A 16,068-nucleotide genomic window follows, 5' to 3' on the forward strand; every position below is an offset into this window, starting at 1 on the left:
TCACAGCTTCGGCGCAATCTCTTCGGTCCAGATCCGTTCCCGCTGCTCCTGCGACATGTGGCAGGCGGCCCAGTGCTTGTCGCCGACCTCGGACAGCTCGGGGCGGACCGTGCGGGTCAGGTTGTCCTTCGGGATGTCGGCGTACGGGCAGCGTGGGTTGAAGGCGCAGCCGGACGGGATGTTGATCAGCGAGGGCGGGGAGCCCTTGACCGGGATCAGGCGCTCCTGCTGCTCGCGGTCCAGACGCGGCATCGAGCCGAGCAGACCCCAGGTGTAGGGGTGGCGGGGCTCGTAGAACACCTTCTCCGCCGGGCCGCGCTCGACGCAGCGGCCGCCGTACATCACCAGGATGTCGTCGGCCAGTTCGGCGACCACGCCCAGGTCGTGGGTGATGATGATGACCGCGGAGCCGAACTCCTTCTGCAGGTCGCGGATCAGGTCAAGGATCTGTGCCTGGACCGTCACGTCGAGCGCGGTGGTCGGCTCGTCCGCGATCAGCAGTTCGGGGTTGTTCACCAGCGACATGGCGATCATGGCGCGCTGGCGCATACCGCCGGAGAACTCGTGCGGGTAGTTGTCCACCCGCTTGTCCGGCTGCGGGATGCCCACGCGGTCGAGCATCTCGATCGCCCGCCTGCGGGCGGTCTTCTTGTCGACGTCGTGGTGGATCCGGTAGGCCTCCACGATCTGCGCGCCGATCGTGTAGTACGGGTGCAGCGCCGACAGCGGATCCTGGAAGATCATCGCCATCTCGCGGCCGCGCAGCTTGCGCACGTGGTCGGGGTCGGCGGACAGCAGCTCGGTGCCGTTCAGCCAGATCTCGCCGGATATCTGCGCCTTGCGCTTGCCGTACTGGCCGGCGGTGTGCAGACCCATGATGCCGAGCGAGGTCACGGACTTGCCGGAGCCCGACTCGCCCACGATGCCGAGGGTCTTGCCCTTCTCCAGCTGGAAGCTGAGCCCGTCGACGGACTTCACGAGGCCGTCGTCGGTCGGGAAGTGCACCTTCAGGTCGCGCACTTCCAGGAAGGAGGACGGCGCGGGCGAGGAGTCCGTGGGCTCGCCCACGGCCGCTCCGGTCTTGCTGAGTTCGGTCATGCGAGCCTCACTCGGGGGTCGATCACGGCGTACAGGATGTCCACCGCGAGGTTGGCGATGAGCACCGCGAGGGAGGTGATCAGGGTCACGCCCAGGATGATGGGCAGGTCCTGGTTCTTGATGGCGGTCAGCACGGCCTGGCCGAGGCCGGGAATGCTGAACGTGGTCTCGGTGAGGATCGCGCCGCCGATGAGGGCGCCGAGGTCCATGCCGAGCATGGTCAGGATCGGGGTCATCGTGGAGCGCATGGCGTGCTTGCCGATGACGACCGGCTCCGTGAGGCCCTTGGCGCGGGCGGTGCGGATGTAGTCCTCGCCGAGGATCTCCAGCATGGTGGCGCGGGTGATCCGGGCGTACATCGCCGCGTAGAGGAAGGCCAGCGTGATCCAGGGCAGGATCATGCCGCCGAGCCAGCCGGAGAAGCTGTCGCTGATCGAGACGTACTGACCGTTGATCCAGTTCAGTCCGTAGCTGAAGATCGCCAGCGAGAGCAGGCCGGTGAAGTAGATCGGCAGGGAGACACCGCTGAGGGCGACGACCATCGCGCCGCGGTCCCAGAGGCTGCCCCGCTTGAGGGCGGAGAGCACACCCGCGGCGACACCGAAGACGAGCCACAGCACGGCGGCACCGAGCGCCAGTCCCAGGGTCACCGGGAAGCGCGAGGTCAGCACCGGCCAGACGGCCTGCTCGCTGCGGAAGGAGTAGCCGAAGCACGGCGCGGCACAGTGGGTGACATCGCCGCCGGCCGCGTAGGTGCGGCCCACGAAGATGCCCTTGAAGAAGTGCCAGACCTGCGAGTAGATCGGGTCGCTCAGACCCAGCTTCTCGCGCACCGCCGCCACGGCGTGCGGGTCTGCCTGCTTGCCCACGAAGCTCGTGGCGATGTCCACGCCCGCCCACTTGGGGACGAGGAAGAAGATGCTGAAGACCACCAGGATGATGACCACCAGCATCACTGCGGCGGCGAACAGCCGCCTGATGAGGTAAGCGAGCACAGCTAACGGCCCGCCGCGGACCGCGGGCCCCCGGAGGTCGTCCGGTGGGCCCGCGGCTCGCCGCGCCGGCCTTCACCTGCCTTTCGTGCCGTACGGCGGGTGTGCCGGGTTTACTTCGTGGACTTCAGGCCGAGGTTGACGAAGTCGTAGTAACCGCTGAACGCGTTCGTCGTGTACACGTTGGCCAGACGCGAGGAGCGGATGTTGAGCAGCCGCTCGAAGGTGAAGGGCAGGTAGTACGCGCCCTCCATGACCTTGTGGTTGATCTCGGTGGCGATCTGGGTCTTCTTCGACTCGTCCAGCGTGGTGGTGTACTGGTCGAACAGGCCGTCGATCGTCTTGTCCTTGATCAGGGCGTAGTTGTTGTTACCGCTCTGCAGGATGTAGTTGCTGCTCCACAGCGGGATGCCGTAGCCCTGGACGGTCGGGAAGTCCGGACCCCAGCCCATGATGATGATGCCGAGCTTCTTCTTCGCCACGTTCGAGGGCGAGCCGATGATGCCCGGGCTCTGCGAGCCGTCGTACTGGTAGATGTCGGCGTTGATGCCGACCTTCTTCAGCGCGGCCTGCAGGGACTCGGCCGTGGCCACTTCCTGCGTCTTGTTGTTGCGGACGGCGATGGTGGTGGAGAAGCCGTTCGGCTGACCGCAGGCCTTGAGCTCCTGCTTGGCCAGGTTCACGTTGCCGTTCTTGTTGGCACCGGAGATCTGGTACGGGTCGTACTTCTGGCCCTCGCCACCGGCGACCGACGGCGGGAGCATGTTGGTGCCGATGTCACCACCGGCGATGGGGCCACCACGGGCGGTCTGCAGCGACACGTGGTCGGCCGCGTAGATCACGGCCTTGCGGCAGTGGATGTTGTCGAACGGCTTGACGCTCTGCGGGAAGACCGCGTAGCGGATGAAGCCGGAGACCGGGTTGTCCAGGTTGGCCTTGTGCTGCTTCAGGGCGATCTGGCGGCCCTGCGGGCCGAGGCCGGTCTGGCTCGCGTCCACGTCGTAGTCGCCGTTGATCAGGCGCTGGTCGGAGTCGGCCTGGTTGGTCGAGATGTCCAGCGTGATCTGGTCCGGGTAGGCCTTGCGGACCGGGTCCGAGGAGGCCTTCCAGTTGGTGTTGCGGACCAGGACGAGGTTCTTGCCCGGGGTGTAGGACTGGAACTTGTACGGGCCCGAGGAGAACGGGTGCAGGCCGTACTTGGACTTGGTGTCCATGTCCTGGCGGACCGGGGAGGACACGGTCATCGCCAGCACCTGCAGGAAGTCCGAGTTGGCCGCCGGCAGGTGGAAGACGATCGTCTTGGCGTCCGGCGTGTCGACCGCCTTCAGGCCCAGGTGGTCCTTCGAGGTGTCCTTGTAGGGACCCTTGTAGGTGTTCTTCGGGTCCAGCATCTGCTGCAGGTAGACCGGACCGCCGGAGAGGACGTCCTGCGCCCAGGAGCGCTCGATGCCGTACTTGATGTCCTGGGAGGTGATCGGCTTGCCGTCCTCCCAGGTGATGCCGTCGCGCAGCGTGAAGGTGTAGGTCTTGCCGCCGTCCGAGACCTTGCCCATGTCGGTGGCGAGGTCCGGGGTGAGCTGGGCACCCTCGGCACCCGGCGCGGTCTTGTAGGTGAGCAGCTGACGGCTGTAGTAGCGGGAGAAGTCCCACATGAAGCCGTAGTAGCCGCGCGTGGTGTCCCACGAGTCGGCGTCCTGCGTGCTCACGAACTTCAGCGTGCCGCCCTTCTTGACCTGGTCGGCCTGGGCCACCTTGTTGTTCGCCGCGTCGAAGCCGGCCGCGCCGTCCTTCGAGCCGCCGCCGTTGCCACCGCCGCACGCCGCCGTGGTCAGCAGGCCGGCGACCACTGCGGCAGCGGCAAGGGCCTGCTTGCGCCGCCCTGAGGTGCGTTGGGTAGTCACGATCTCGGATCCTCCGGAATTGATGAGAGACCCCGTGGGAGAGCTCACGGGACGCTTGGGGTACGGCACTTCGGCCTCAGCGGGAACCCTTCGGGTCGAGCGCGTCCCGCACGCCGTCGCCGAAGAGGTTGAAGGCAAGAACCGTGATGAAGATCGCCACGCCCGGGATCACCATGTACATGGGGTCCGAGTCGTAGTAGTCGATCGCGTTCGAGAGCATCTGCCCCCAGGAGGCCGTGGGCGGCTTGACGCCCACGCCCAGGAAGCTGAGTGCCGCCTCGGTGAGGATGTTCGTGGGAATCATCATCGTCGTGTACACGATGATCGGAGCGACGAGGTTGGGCAGCAGTTCCTTGAAGAGGATGTAGAACTGCCCGGCGCCGAGCGAGCGGGCCGCCTCGACGTACTCGCGTTCGCGAAGCGAGAGCGTCTGACCGCGCACGACACGGCCGATGTAGGGCCATCCGAAGAAGCCGATGACCAGGATCATCACGAACACGCGCACGCCCGTGCCGGTGAGCCCCAGCATCTGGTTGGGCATGACGGAGACCAGCGCGATGATGAACAGCAGCTGCGGGAAGGCGAGCAGGCCGTCCATGATCCGGCTGATGAGGGAGTCCACCCAGCCGCCGAAGAAGCCGGCCAGGATGCCGAGGACGGTGCCCAGGATGACGGCGACCACGGCCGACAGGAAGCCGACGAGCAGCGAGATCTGGGCACCGTAGAGGATGCGGGCGAAGATGTCGCGGCCGTTGACCGGCTCGACACCGAGCAGGTGGTCGCCGCTGATGCCGCCCATGGAGCCCTTGGGCGTGCTGAACAGCGGGTCGATCAGGTCCTGGTGGTAGACGTCCGGGTCCTGGCCGAGGAGGCTCGTGATCACCGGCGCGAGCAGCGCGATCACGACGAGGAGAAGCACGACTATGCCGCCCGTGAGGGCGAGTTTGTCCCGCTTGAGGCGTTCCCAGGCGATCCGTCCCAGGGACCGGCCCTGAACGGCCTTCGCGTCGGTGGCCGCGACCGCCGCTTCCTCGGCCGCACCCGGGGCCGCTTCCGCGGTCGGCTCGTGCAATGGTGCCGTCATTAGGCTGGGACCCCTCTCAACCGGCGGTAGCCGGCCCGCACTTGCCGCTGGTAGCGGCATCAAACAGTCCGTCGTACACAGGGGCGAACCCCTTGAAGGGGGAGTCTTCAACGCTCCGGCGATCAGCCGCCAGCCTTGACAGGGAATGGATGCGTAACCGTGATGCAAGCAGGCGTTTCCTGTTATGCGGACAGGAAGTTTCGGCGAACGGACGGGATCGGGCCGGACATACGGGTGCGGCGGGGTGCTTTACGGGCGATCCGCCCAGGTCAGTAGCCGCCGTGCACCGGTGGATGGCCGTAGCCGGCGGCCGGGGCCTGGGCCCCGGGGGAGGCCTGGAGTTGCGGCTGGGGCGCGCCCGCGTGCGCCTCGCGGTCGTAGAACGGGCGGGCGTTGGCCCGCATCCACATCACGACCGGGTCGTAGTCGTCGGTCATCGCGACCGTCGACACCGGCAGGCCCTCGGGTACGGCGCCGACGGACTGCTGCATCATCGCGCGCACCGAGTCGACCGCGGCCGGGGAGGTGTCGTACACGTCCAGGCCGATGGCGAGGTACGGCGCGCCGAGCGCGGGCTGCACCCAGGCGCGGCGCAGGGAGCGCAGGGCCGGGGTGCGGTGGGCGTTCTGCGCGAGGAGGGCGTAGAACTGCGGGATCTCGATCCCTGGCTCGGTCAGCCGGAGGGGGCCCGCGGGCTGGCGGTCCAGGCCCGTGGCGATGCGGCGCAGGTCCAGCCAGGGGATGCCGACGCCGCCGCCGGGCGCGTGCGGGTTGAGCCAGAGGCCGTAGTGGTCGGGATAGAGGGTGCGGGCCACGTCGAGCCCGTCGACGACCTCGTACGACCGGTTCCAGCCGCTGGCCGAGAGCTCCTGGGCGGAGGTGACGCAGGGGGCGTACTGGAAGCCGTCGACCTCCATGTTCCCGTACTGGGCGTCCGGGGAGCCGGCCTGGCCGTGCCACAGGAGCATCCAGATCTGGCCGGAGGAGGGGGTGGCGAGGGCGCGGAGCAGGGCCTCGTAGGCGTCGTAGCGGCCGGGGGTGACCTGGCGCAGCGTGTGTTCCACGCCGACGCTGCCGCTGTGGCTCGCGCTCACCTGTCGTGCCCTTCTCTTTTCTGTGCCCCGTGTTTGGGGACAGCTTAAGCGCCCACGGGGTTGCCGCCTTGGGTACGCGCGCCGAGTGCGGGGCGTGTGCGGCTGGTCGCGCCCCCGCGGCTCAGCCGCGTATCGGACACGGCCCCGCATCCCTTCGGGGCGCCTCAGTGGCCGTACTGATAGAAGGGACGGACGTTCGCCTTCAGCCATTCGGACACCGGGTCGTCCGTGACGTCCATGAGGACCAGGTTGACCGGCCACTTGACCTGGACCCTGCCGAGGGCTCTGCCCAGGGCCTGGAGGGGCAGGGTGCGCAGGTCGCCCTCCCACCGGGAGAGCTCCACGCCCACGAACATGACCGGGTCGTCCGTCTCGATGGCGGCCAGGCAGCGCCGGGCGGTGAGGACCACGCCGGTCTCGGCGAACTCCGCGGAGGCGGCGGAGAGGAAGTCGACCGGGTCGTCCTGCCAGTCGGGCTCGAAGAGGCGGACCCGGGCGCCGGTGTTCGGGCCGTCCAGCGGGGTGCGGCCGGCCCGGCACAGCTCGGCCACCGCCGCGGGCGGGAGCGGGATGCCGACCAGCGCGTCGGGGTTCACCGCGATGCCGACCTGCGGGGGCAGGCCGCGGGCGAACTCCACGGCGGGGGCGATGGTGTACGACATGTGGGAGCCCGTCGCCTGGCGCAGCTGCTCCTCGGAGCTGAACACCGGCACGTAGACCTGGCCCTCGATCTCCAGCGTGGGCAGGTCGAGCGGGCCGCTGTCCGGGCCGCCGCCGTTGGGCAGCGGGATCCAGAGCAGGCTCCGGCCCAGCACCTCGATGATCCGGCCGGCCGCGGCGGGTATGCCGAGGGAGGCCGAGAGCACCTCCTCCAGCTCGTTGCCGGGCCAGCCGCCGTGGGGCTGGGGGTGCGCCTGTGCCGGGAAGTCCGCGGGAATGTCCGCCGGGAAGTCCATCTGCCTACCGCCTGCTGGGAACCACTGCTGTGAGCATGAAGGCTAGCGGGTGGCGGTGACAGTGCCTCCCGTCGTGAAGGTGATCCGCTGCAGGGCGTCCGCCGCCGGCCGGTCCAGCAGCACGGCGGCGCCGCAGCCCGCGGGCAGCTCGCCGCGCTCGGCCGCGGCGAGCAGCCGGGCGGCCGTACGGCGGTGGCGGCGGAAGGCGTAGGCGGACACGCCCCGGCCGCGCTCGCGCTGGCCCGCTCGGGCGGCCTCGGGAGGGACGTCGAGCAGGAGCAGATGGAGGGTGCCGCCGCGGCGACGCGCCTCGCGGGCGAGCCAGGCGCGCACCCAGGGCTGGGTGCCGCAGTCGTGCACCACGACGCCCTCGCCGGTGCGCAGGGCGCGGCGCAGGCCGGCGTAGTGGGCGAGGCGGACCAGGGGGCGGTAGAGGGCGTAGGGGAGGAAGCCCGGCAGGCGGGCCGCGAAGCGGTCGCGGGTGTCCTGGGAGTCGATGCGGGGGCCGGTGACCGCGCGGTGCATCAGGGTGGACTTGCCGCTGCCGGGCAGGCCGGTGATCACGACCAGGTCGCGGGGGCCGAAGGCCAGGGCGCGGGGGCCGCGGCCGGCGCGCTCGCGCAGGTCGCGGACGACCTGGGGCGCGGCCTGGCGCTGCCTCGGCACCGCGATGGCGGTGGTGACGGTGGCGTACACCGGGGTCCTGTTCACCGTGATCGTCCTCCCCCTCGGGCTTGGCAATATTCATGCCCGCCGGATGTAAAGGGAAGGTAATGCGCGGTGCCCGGCGGTTTCGTACGCGTCCTGCCACAGCACGGTTACAGCTGCGGCCCCTGACGGGCGGGGGCGCGGCGTGCAATGATGTGGCCGCCAACTGCATACCGGCCGCTTGAATCCGCGCGGGAGAGTTCCCAGCAGCCTTCGCTGGGACGCCGAAGGAGCAAGTCCCTCCCTTGAATCTCTCAGGCCCCGTTACCGCGCGGGCGAGGCACATCTGAAAAGCGGGCCGCTGCGACAGTGGCTCCACCCAAGGTGCAAGCCGTGATCGCCCCCGTGGCGGTCCCGGCGAACCTCTCAGGTTCCGATGACAGATGGGGAGGAACGTTCCTCGCCTGTCATTCCTTGGGAGACGACCGACCGATGAGCAGTACCGAACCCACTGAGCTGCGCCACACCGCGCTCGATGCCCTGCATCGCTCGCTCGGTGCGACGATGACCGACTTCGCCGGCTGGGACATGCCGCTGCGCTACGGCTCCGAGCGCGACGAGCACCTCGCCGTGCGGACGAAAGCGGGTCTCTTCGACCTCTCCCACATGGGCGAGATCACCGTCACCGGTGCCGGGGCCGCCGCCTTCCTGAACTACGCGCTGGTCGGCAACATCGCCTCCGTCGGCGTGGGCCGCGCCCGCTACACCATGATCTGCCAGGCCGACGGCGGCATCCTGGACGACCTGATCGTCTACCGGCTCGCCGAGACCGAGTACATGGTGGTCGCCAACGCCTCCAACGCCCAGGTGGTGCTGGACGCCCTCACCGAGCGCGCCGCCGGCTTCGACGCCCAGGTGCGCGACGACCGGGACGCGTACGCGCTGATCGCCGTCCAGGGCCCCGAGTCCCCCGGCATCCTGAAGTCCCTCACCGACGCCGACCTGGACGGCCTGAAGTACTACGCCGGACTGCCCGGCACGGTCGCCGGCGTCCCGGCCCTGATCGCGCGCACCGGGTACACCGGCGAGGACGGCTTCGAGCTGTTCGTGAAGCCGGAGCACGCGGTCGAGCTGTGGCAGGCGCTGACCAAGGCCGGCGAGGGCGTCGGCCTGGTCCCGTGCGGCCTGTCCTGCCGGGACACCCTGCGCCTGGAGGCGGGCATGCCGCTGTACGGGCACGAGCTGACCACCTCCCTCACCCCCTTCGACGCCGGGCTCGGCCGGGTGGTGAAGTTCGAGAAGGAGGGCGACTTCGTCGGGCGGGAGGCGCTGAAGCAGGCCGCCGCCAGGGCTCAGGAGAACCCCCCGCGCGTCCTCGTCGGCCTGGTCGCCGAGGGCCGACGGGTGCCGCGCGCCGGGTACGCCGTCGTCGCCGGCGGCGAGGTGATCGGCGAGGTCACCTCCGGCGCCCCCTCCCCCACCCTGGGCAAGCCGATCGCCATGGCGTACGTCGACGCGGCGCACGCGGCGCCGGGCACCGAGGGCGTCGGCGTGGACATCCGAGGCAGCCACGAGCCGTACGAGGTCGTGGCGCTGCCGTTCTACAAGCGCCAGAAGTAGACACTGGGCGCGGTCACCGTGTGACCCCGCGCACGCTTCCGCCGCTCACCAGCGGTCTCAGCAGTCCCCCTTCATCAGCACTCCCGCGCGTACAGGAGAATTCAGGCCATGAGCAACCCCCAGCAGCTGCGCTACAGCAAGGAGCACGAGTGGCTGTCGCCCGCCGAGGACGGCGTGTCGACGGTCGGTATCACCGAGTTCGCGGCCAACGCGCTCGGCGATGTCGTCTACGCCCAGCTCCCCGAGGTCGGCTCCACGGTGACCGCGGGCGAGACCTGCGGCGAGCTGGAGTCGACCAAGTCGGTCTCCGACCTGTACTCGCCGGTCACCGGTGAGGTCACCGAGATCAACGAGGACGTCGTCAACGACCCGTCGCTGGTGAACTCCGAGCCCTTCGAGGGCGGCTGGCTGTTCAAGGTGCGCGTCGCGGAGGAGCCGGCCGACCTGCTCTCCGCCGACGAGTACACCGCCCAGAACGCCGGCTGAGGAGTCGTAGCCGTATGACCGTCCTGAACACCTCCCTGCACGAGCTGGACCCGGAGATCGCCGCGGCGGTCGACGCCGAGCTGAACCGGCAGCAGTCCACGCTCGAGATGATCGCCTCCGAGAACTTCGCGCCGCTCGCGGTGATGGAGGCGCAGGGCTCCGTCCTCACCAACAAGTACGCCGAGGGCTACCCGGGCCGCCGCTACTACGGCGGCTGCGAGCACGTCGACGTCGCCGAGCAGATCGCCATCGACCGGATCAAGGAGCTGTTCGGCGCCGAATACGCCAACGTCCAGCCCCACTCCGGCGCCTCCGCCAACCAGGCGGCGCTGTTCGCCCTCGCCCAGCCCGGGGACACCATCCTCGGCCTGGACCTCGCGCACGGCGGCCACCTGACCCACGGCATGCGCCTGAACTTCTCCGGCAAGCAGTTCAACGTGGTCGCCTACCACGTGGACGCCGCCACCGGCCTGGTCGACATGGCCGAGGTCGAGCGGCTGGCCAAGGAGCACCGCCCGAAGGTGATCATCGCGGGCTGGTCGGCGTACCCGCGCGAGCTGGACTTCGCCGCCTTCCGCCGGATCGCCGACGAGGTCGAGGCGTACCTGTGGGTCGACATGGCGCACTTCGCGGGCCTGGTCGCGGCCGGTCTGCACGCCAACCCGGTGCCGTACGCCGATGTGGTCACCTCCACCACGCACAAGACGCTGGGCGGTCCGCGCGGCGGCATCATCCTCGCGCGCGGCAAGGACTTCGCGAAGAAGCTGAACTCCGCCGTCTTCCCGGGCTTCCAGGGCGGTCCCCTGGAGCACGTGATCGCGGCCAAGGCCGTCTCCTTCAAGGTCGCCGCGAGCGAGGAGTTCAAGGAGCGCCAGCGTCGTACCGTGGAGGGTGCGCGCATCCTCGCCGAGCGCCTGACGGCGGCGGACGCGCGTGCGGCCGGCGTGAACGTCCTGTCCGGCGGCACGGACGTGCACCTGATCCTCGTCGACCTGCGCGAGTCGGAGCTGGACGGGCAGCAGGCCGAGGACCGCCTCCACGAGGTCGGTATCACGGTCAACCGCAACGCGGTCCCGAACGACCCCCGCCCGCCGATGGTCACCTCGGGCCTGCGCATCGGTACGCCCGCCCTCGCCACCCGCGGCTTCACGGCCGAGGACTTCGCCGAGGTCGCGGACGTGATCGCGGAGGCGCTGAAGCCGTCGTACGACGCGGAGGCGCTCAAGGCGCGCGTGAAGGCGCTCGCCGACAAGCACCCGCTGTACCCGGGTCTGAACAAGTAGGCCCGGACAAGCAAGTCCCCGGTGGGGCACTCGGCCGGAGTGCCCCACCACCCCCAGTCCTTTCTGCGTTCCTGCTGTCTTGAGGAGTGACCGTGGCCATCTCGGTCTTCGACCTGTTCTCGATCGGCATCGGCCCGTCCAGCTCCCACACGGTCGGCCCGATGCGCGCGGCACGGATGTTCGCCCGCCGCCTGCGCAACGAGGGCCTGCTGGCCTCCGTCGCCTCGGTGCGCTGCGAGCTCTACGGCTCGCTCGGCGCGACCGGGCACGGCCACGGCACCCCCAAGGCGGTCCTGCTCGGCCTGGAGGGCGCCTCGCCGCGCACGGTGGACGTGGAGACGGCGGACGAGCGGGTGGAGCGGATCAGGACGGCGAAGCGCATCTCGCTCCTCGGCGAGCACGAGATCCCGTTCTCCTTCGACGACGACCTGGTCCTGCACCGCCGCAAGACGCTGCCGTACCACGCCAACGGCATGACGATATGGGCGTACGACGCGACGGGTGCGGAACTGCTCTCCAAGACCTACTACTCGGTCGGCGGCGGCTTCGTCGTGGACGAGGAGGCGGTCGGCGCGGACCGGATCAAGCTGGACGACACGGTCCTGAAGTACCCCTTCCGCACGGGCGACGAGCTGCTCCGCCTCACCAGCGAAACCGGCCTGTCGATCTCCTCGCTGATGCTGGAGAACGAGCGGGCCTGGCGCACGGAGGAGGAGATCCGCGCGGGCCTGCTGGAGATCTGGCAGGTGATGCGCGAGTGCGTCCGGCGCGGCATGTCCCGCGAGGGCATCCTGCCCGGCGGCCTGAAGGTGCGCCGCCGCGCGGCCGTCTCCGCCCGCCAGCTGCGCGCCGAGGGCGACCCGCTGGCGCACGCGATGGAGTGGATCACGCTCTACGCGATGGCGGTGAACGAGGAGAACGCGGCCGGCGGTCGCGTGGTGACCGCCCCCACGAACGGCGCGGCGGGCATCATCCCGGCCGTCCTGCACTACTACATCAACTTCGTGCCGGGCGCCGACGAGGACGGCGTGGTCCGCTTCCTGCTGGCCGCCGGCGCGATCGGCATGCTCTTCAAGGAGAACGCCTCCATCTCCGGCGCCGAGGTCGGCTGCCAGGGCGAGGTCGGCTCCGCCTGCTCCATGGCCGCGGGCGCGCTGGCCGAGGTCCTCGGCGGCTCCCCCGAGCAGGTGGAGAACGCGGCCGAGATCGGCATGGAGCACAACCTCGGCCTGACCTGCGACCCGGTCGGCGGCCTGGTCCAGATCCCGTGCATCGAGCGCAACGGCATGGCCGCGGTCAAGGCGGTCACCGCGGCCAAGATGGCCATGCGCGGCGACGGCTCCCACAAGGTGTCCCTGGACAAGGTCATCAAGACCATGAAGGACACCGGCGCCGACATGTCCGTGAAGTACAAGGAGACGGCGCGGGGCGGGCTCGCGGTGAACATCATCGAGTGTTAGGGCCTGCCGGCGGGTGGCGCCGTCGACCGTCATGAACCGGGTTGCGGGTGTCGACCTCCGCGGATGCGGGGAAGCCGGGTGCCGTGGCTGCCGTGCTCTGCTGCCCCGCGCTCCCCGATGCTGCCGGTGCCGCCACCGCGCCCCTGCAACGCTCCTCCGGCTCATGCCACCGACAGCCGAGCGCGATACGGCCGGCCGACGGGGCCGGATGCGTGAGTCGTGGGGCACGGTGCTTCGGGGGATTGATTGGAGCTGTCTGCCACTGGCGGAAACCCACGTGGCCTCAGCGCACGATCTGGGTAGAGTCGGGCCATGCCCGAGCTGACGCGGCTGCACCTCTGCCACGCCCCGGCGGTCCTGACCTTCGAGTTGGCGAACCGCGCCTACTTCGCGGCCTCGGTCTCCGACCGCGGCGACGACTTCTTCGACCAGTTCACCGACCGGTACAACGCCTCGCTGGCCGAGCAGGAGGCCGGCGTCTGCGCCTTCTACGTGCTCGTCGCCGAGGACGGCTCGGTACTCGGCAGGTTCAACCTGTACGACTTGGAGGACGGCACTGCCAGACTCGGCTACCGGGTCGCGGAGCGGGTCGCCGGTCGCGGCGTGGCGACCGCGACCGTCCGGGAGCTGTGCCGGACGGCGACAGCGACGCACGGCCTGCGCACCCTGCGGGCGGCCACCTCCCACGACAACGCCGCGTCCCGGAAAGTCCTGACCAAGGCCGGGTTCGTCCCGGTCGGCCCTGCCACCCCGGCCGATCTCGGCGGCAAGTCAGGTACCTGGTACCAGCGCGACCTCCAGCCATAGACCTCGGTCTTGCTCGTGGGCCGGGACGGCATGCGGCACTACGGATGAGGCGGGCTCGGTGTCGCGGTCGTGTCGCCGCTCCCGCCCGGTGCTGCGACCCCGGGCGGGAACGGCGGGGCGGCTGGCTGGTCAGCCGATGGTGGCGATTCCGTCGGTGGTGATGGTGGGGCGCCCTGAGGTGCCGACGACGACGATCTTCAGGGTGTGCTTGGCGGAGCTTGACCAGGTCTTCGTCCAGACGGCCTGGCGGTAGAGGGTGGTGGAGGACTTGAGGTCCACCGTGCTGACCTTGGTCCCGTCGACGTAGATGTACGCCTGGCCGGAGGTGGCGGCCCGGGAGACGATCCAGGCCACCGAGCGGCCGGTGAAGGTCCAGCTGATCGATGCCCCGGCGGAGGAGGAACTGTAGGAGTAGCCGCCGAGGTAGCTGGTGCCGCTCTTGTGGGTCCAGGTCCCGGTGCGGGTGGTGGAGGTCTCCTGGATGATCGACGGCGTCCGGTACACGGAGGCACCGAAGCTGTTGCCGGCCACGTCGTACGCCTTCAGCGCGAACAGGTCCGAGGCGCCGGGCTTGGCGGTGGTGTTCCAGGAGGTCGTGGTCGGGCCGAAGGTGGCCGAGGACGGCGCGGTCGCCATGACGTTGGCGAGCGCCGCGTTGTCGGCTGCCGTCCAGGTCACGGTGACCGGGACCGCGGTGGAGCTCACCGTGCCGGTGCCTGTCTTCACGGCCGGGGCGGACGGGAAGGTGGGCGCGGTGGTGTCGCCGACCAGGGTGGCCGGGCCGGACAGGGTGGTCGAGCCGCGGACGTGGGTGGCGCGGACCTGGACCGTGTGGCTGCCGGCCGTGACCGAGATCGCGGCGGAACGGGCGGTGCCGGAGGCGTGCGCCACGGCCTTGCCGTCGACCAGCACGTCGAAGCCGGAGATCACGGCGGACGGTGTGGCGGTCGTCCAGCTCACCGTGGCCGCGCCCTTGGTGTAGTAGTTCGTGCCGGACTTGGTGGCTCCGCCGGACATTCCGGTGACGGTGACGGCGCCGACCGGGCCGGCCGCGTAGGAACGGATCGTGCTCAGGGCGTTGTAGAGCTGGTTGCCGGGGCAGTCGGTGGCGAAGCCGTTGCGGTGCCCGGAGATCACGCTGAAGCTGTAGCTGTTGCCCAGCTTGAAGCCGTAGCTGTCGGAGGCGCCCTCGGGCAGGGAGTCGGTGCCGGTGCCGGGGTTCACCCCGGTCATGCCGAACTTCCAGGCCGCGATGCGGGCGATGGAGGCGAGCATGGCCTGGCTCGGCGTGGCGCCGGGGAAGGTGCTGGCGGTGGAGTCGCCGCCGCTGAGGTCGGTGTACGTGCCGATGGCGGCCACGCCCATGCTGTTGGTGTTGAAGCCGTACGTCTGGGCGCCGACGACCGGCAGCGCCATTCCGCCGAAGCGGCCCTCGAAGACGGTGCCGCACTTGTCGACCAGGAAGTTGTAACCGAGGTCGCGCCAGCCCTGGTTGAGGTGCTCGGCGTAGATGCCCCGCACGATCGCCGGGGAGTCGGAGCAGGAGTAGTTGTTCGTGGTGTCCGTGTGGTGGACGAACATCACCTTCACCGCCGAGCCGTACGACGGGTAACCGGACTCCCGGGCACACTCGTCCGCGCCCCAGCCGGCCCGGGTGACCACGGTCGGCGGCGCCACCGTCGAGGTGGTCGCGGCCGGCATCGGGTCCGGCGGGACCGGCGACGCCGACGCGGAGGGGCTCGCCGAGGAGGCCGGGCAGGCGGGGTACGCCTGGTCCATGGTCGGCAGCTGACTCGGCCAGGACGTCGGCGAGGCGCTCGGCGAGGCGGAGCCCGAGGTGGAGTCCGAGGCGGACACGGAGGCGGAGGGCGAGGTGCCGGTGGCCGGCGCGGTGGGGGTGGAGTCCGTGGCCGTGGGGGTGGCCGGGTCCGTCGCCGGCGCCGTGTCGGTCGGGGTGGCGGTGCCGGTGGCCGTTGCGGTGTCGGTCGCGGTGGCCGGGTCCGTCGGCGTGGGTGTGTCGGTGGCCGTGGTGGTGTCGGTGGCGCTCGCGTCCATGGCGTAGCCGGCCGGGGCCATGCCGGAGGCCGTCGTGCCGCCGGTGACCGGGCCGGCCTTGCCCGGGTCGATCAGGTCCACCCGCAGCCCGGTGGGCAGCGCGGCCGTGCGGTGCGCGCCCGCCGCGCGGACCTGGATGCCGTTCGACGGCCCCGCCCACATCGGTGCCATCCCGCCCCGCACCCCGGGACGGTTCAGCTCGGCCGGGTCGGGGATGTCGTCGGGCTGCTGCATCTTCAGCCAGGCCGTCCAGTGACCGTCCGCGGCCGAGCGGGTGCGCACCTCCACCGTGCCGTGCAGCGGGGCATGGGCGCCGTTCCAGGTGACGCCGACCATGCTGAACGGGGCCGTGGACCGGGCCCCCAGCGTCTTGAGCGACGCGCTCGATCCCGTCAGGGGCAGCGAGTGCACATGCGTCTTGACCGGTCCCGCCGCCGACGCGCCGGAACCGCCGCCCTGTCCGGCCGCCGCGACGGCTGCCACCGCCAGGCCACCGCCGGCGACGACCGCTCCCAACGCCACCCAGGCGCGCTTCTTCACTCCGGACGAGCGTGCCACTCCGGACGAGCGCGCCCGCCGGCCCC

At 70.3% G+C, this 16,068-nt stretch carries 13 protein-coding genes and 2 riboswitches; of the genes, 5 read left to right on the forward strand and 8 right to left on the reverse strand.

The features are described 5' to 3' along the window. From ACWC2T_RS25975 to ACWC2T_RS26005, 7 genes are all read right to left on the reverse strand, one after another. The gene (locus tag ACWC2T_RS25975) at positions 1-1,098 is read right to left on the reverse strand and encodes an ABC transporter ATP-binding protein (RefSeq protein ID WP_450672759.1); all 1,098 of its coding nucleotides are present in this window, start codon (positions 1,096-1,098) and stop codon (positions 1-3) included. Beyond that, positions 1,095-2,093, reverse strand: coding sequence for an ABC transporter permease (locus ACWC2T_RS25980; protein ID WP_450672760.1), 999 nt, complete (start codon positions 2,091-2,093; stop codon positions 1,095-1,097). The genes ACWC2T_RS25975 and ACWC2T_RS25980 overlap by 4 nt, the downstream gene beginning before the upstream one ends. Positions 2,094-2,203: 110 nt before the next feature. Beyond that, positions 2,204-3,991, reverse strand: coding sequence for an ABC transporter substrate-binding protein (locus tag ACWC2T_RS25985; RefSeq protein ID WP_450672761.1), 1,788 nt, complete (start codon positions 3,989-3,991; stop codon positions 2,204-2,206). Between the two features lie 76 nt (positions 3,992-4,067). Then, complete coding sequence (locus ACWC2T_RS25990; protein ID WP_450672762.1) at positions 4,068-5,075, reverse strand: ABC transporter permease; 1,008 nt, start codon at positions 5,073-5,075, stop codon at positions 4,068-4,070. Between the two features lie 269 nt (positions 5,076-5,344). After that, complete coding sequence (locus ACWC2T_RS25995) at positions 5,345-6,169, reverse strand: enhanced serine sensitivity protein SseB C-terminal domain-containing protein (RefSeq protein ID WP_450672763.1); 825 nt, start codon at positions 6,167-6,169, stop codon at positions 5,345-5,347. 164 nt (positions 6,170-6,333) lie between these two features. Next, complete coding sequence (locus ACWC2T_RS26000) at positions 6,334-7,125, reverse strand: enhanced serine sensitivity protein SseB (protein ID WP_450672764.1); 792 nt, start codon at positions 7,123-7,125, stop codon at positions 6,334-6,336. Positions 7,126-7,167: 42 nt separating this feature from the next. Continuing rightward, a complete protein-coding gene (locus ACWC2T_RS26005; RefSeq protein ID WP_450672765.1) occupies positions 7,168-7,836 on the reverse strand; it encodes an AAA family ATPase in 669 nt (222 codons plus the stop codon). A gap of 179 nt (positions 7,837-8,015) precedes the next feature. After that, a riboswitch (glycine riboswitch) is annotated at positions 8,016-8,113 on the forward strand. Further along, positions 8,114-8,226: riboswitch (glycine riboswitch) on the forward strand. Positions 8,227-8,265: 39 nt separating this feature from the next. Here ACWC2T_RS26005 and gcvT point away from each other — a divergent pair. The 5 genes from gcvT (at position 8,266) to ACWC2T_RS26030 (ending at position 13,429) form a co-directional block, all read left to right on the forward strand. Then, entirely contained in the window at positions 8,266-9,393 is a 1,128-nt protein-coding gene (gene gcvT / locus ACWC2T_RS26010) for a glycine cleavage system aminomethyltransferase GcvT (RefSeq protein ID WP_450672766.1), read from the forward strand. A gap of 108 nt (positions 9,394-9,501) precedes the next feature. Then, positions 9,502-9,879, forward strand: a complete 378-nt coding sequence (gcvH, locus tag ACWC2T_RS26015; RefSeq protein WP_450672767.1) for a glycine cleavage system protein GcvH — start codon at positions 9,502-9,504, stop codon at positions 9,877-9,879. Between the two features lie 14 nt (positions 9,880-9,893). Next, a complete protein-coding gene (gene glyA, locus ACWC2T_RS26020) occupies positions 9,894-11,162 on the forward strand; it encodes a serine hydroxymethyltransferase (RefSeq protein ID WP_450672768.1) in 1,269 nt (422 codons plus the stop codon). Positions 11,163-11,254: 92 nt separating this feature from the next. After that, complete coding sequence (locus ACWC2T_RS26025; RefSeq protein WP_450672769.1) at positions 11,255-12,622, forward strand: L-serine ammonia-lyase; 1,368 nt, start codon at positions 11,255-11,257, stop codon at positions 12,620-12,622. A gap of 312 nt (positions 12,623-12,934) precedes the next feature. Next, positions 12,935-13,429 carry a GNAT family N-acetyltransferase gene (locus tag ACWC2T_RS26030; protein ID WP_450672770.1) on the forward strand — a complete coding sequence of 165 codons (495 nt, stop codon included), beginning with the start codon at positions 12,935-12,937 and terminating at the stop codon, positions 13,427-13,429. Positions 13,430-13,558: 129 nt separating this feature from the next. Here ACWC2T_RS26030 and ACWC2T_RS26035 read toward each other — a convergent pair whose 3' ends face one another. Then, a complete protein-coding gene (locus ACWC2T_RS26035) occupies positions 13,559-16,024 on the reverse strand; it encodes an N-acetylmuramoyl-L-alanine amidase (RefSeq protein ID WP_450672771.1) in 2,466 nt (821 codons plus the stop codon). Positions 16,025-16,068: the final 44 nt, after the last annotated feature.

The organism is Streptomyces sp. NPDC001393 (assembly GCF_053597455.1).

Excerpts from the sequence above, each read along its gene's own strand:
- ACWC2T_RS26030 (WP_450672770.1), top strand. The coding sequence starts at position 12,935 with ATGCCCGAGCTGACGCGGCTGCACCTCTGCCACGCCCCGGCGGTCCTG.
- ACWC2T_RS25990 (WP_450672762.1), bottom strand. The coding sequence starts at position 5,075 with ATGACGGCACCATTGCACGAGCCGACCGCGGAAGCGGCCCCGGGTGCG.
- ACWC2T_RS26000 (WP_450672764.1), bottom strand. The coding sequence starts at position 7,125 with ATGGACTTCCCGGCGGACATTCCCGCGGACTTCCCGGCACAGGCGCAC.
- ACWC2T_RS25975 (WP_450672759.1), bottom strand. The coding sequence starts at position 1,098 with ATGACCGAACTCAGCAAGACCGGAGCGGCCGTGGGCGAGCCCACGGAC.
- glyA (WP_450672768.1), top strand. The coding sequence starts at position 9,894 with ATGACCGTCCTGAACACCTCCCTGCACGAGCTGGACCCGGAGATCGCC.
- gcvH (WP_450672767.1), top strand. The coding sequence starts at position 9,502 with ATGAGCAACCCCCAGCAGCTGCGCTACAGCAAGGAGCACGAGTGGCTG.
- gcvT (WP_450672766.1), top strand. The coding sequence starts at position 8,266 with ATGAGCAGTACCGAACCCACTGAGCTGCGCCACACCGCGCTCGATGCC.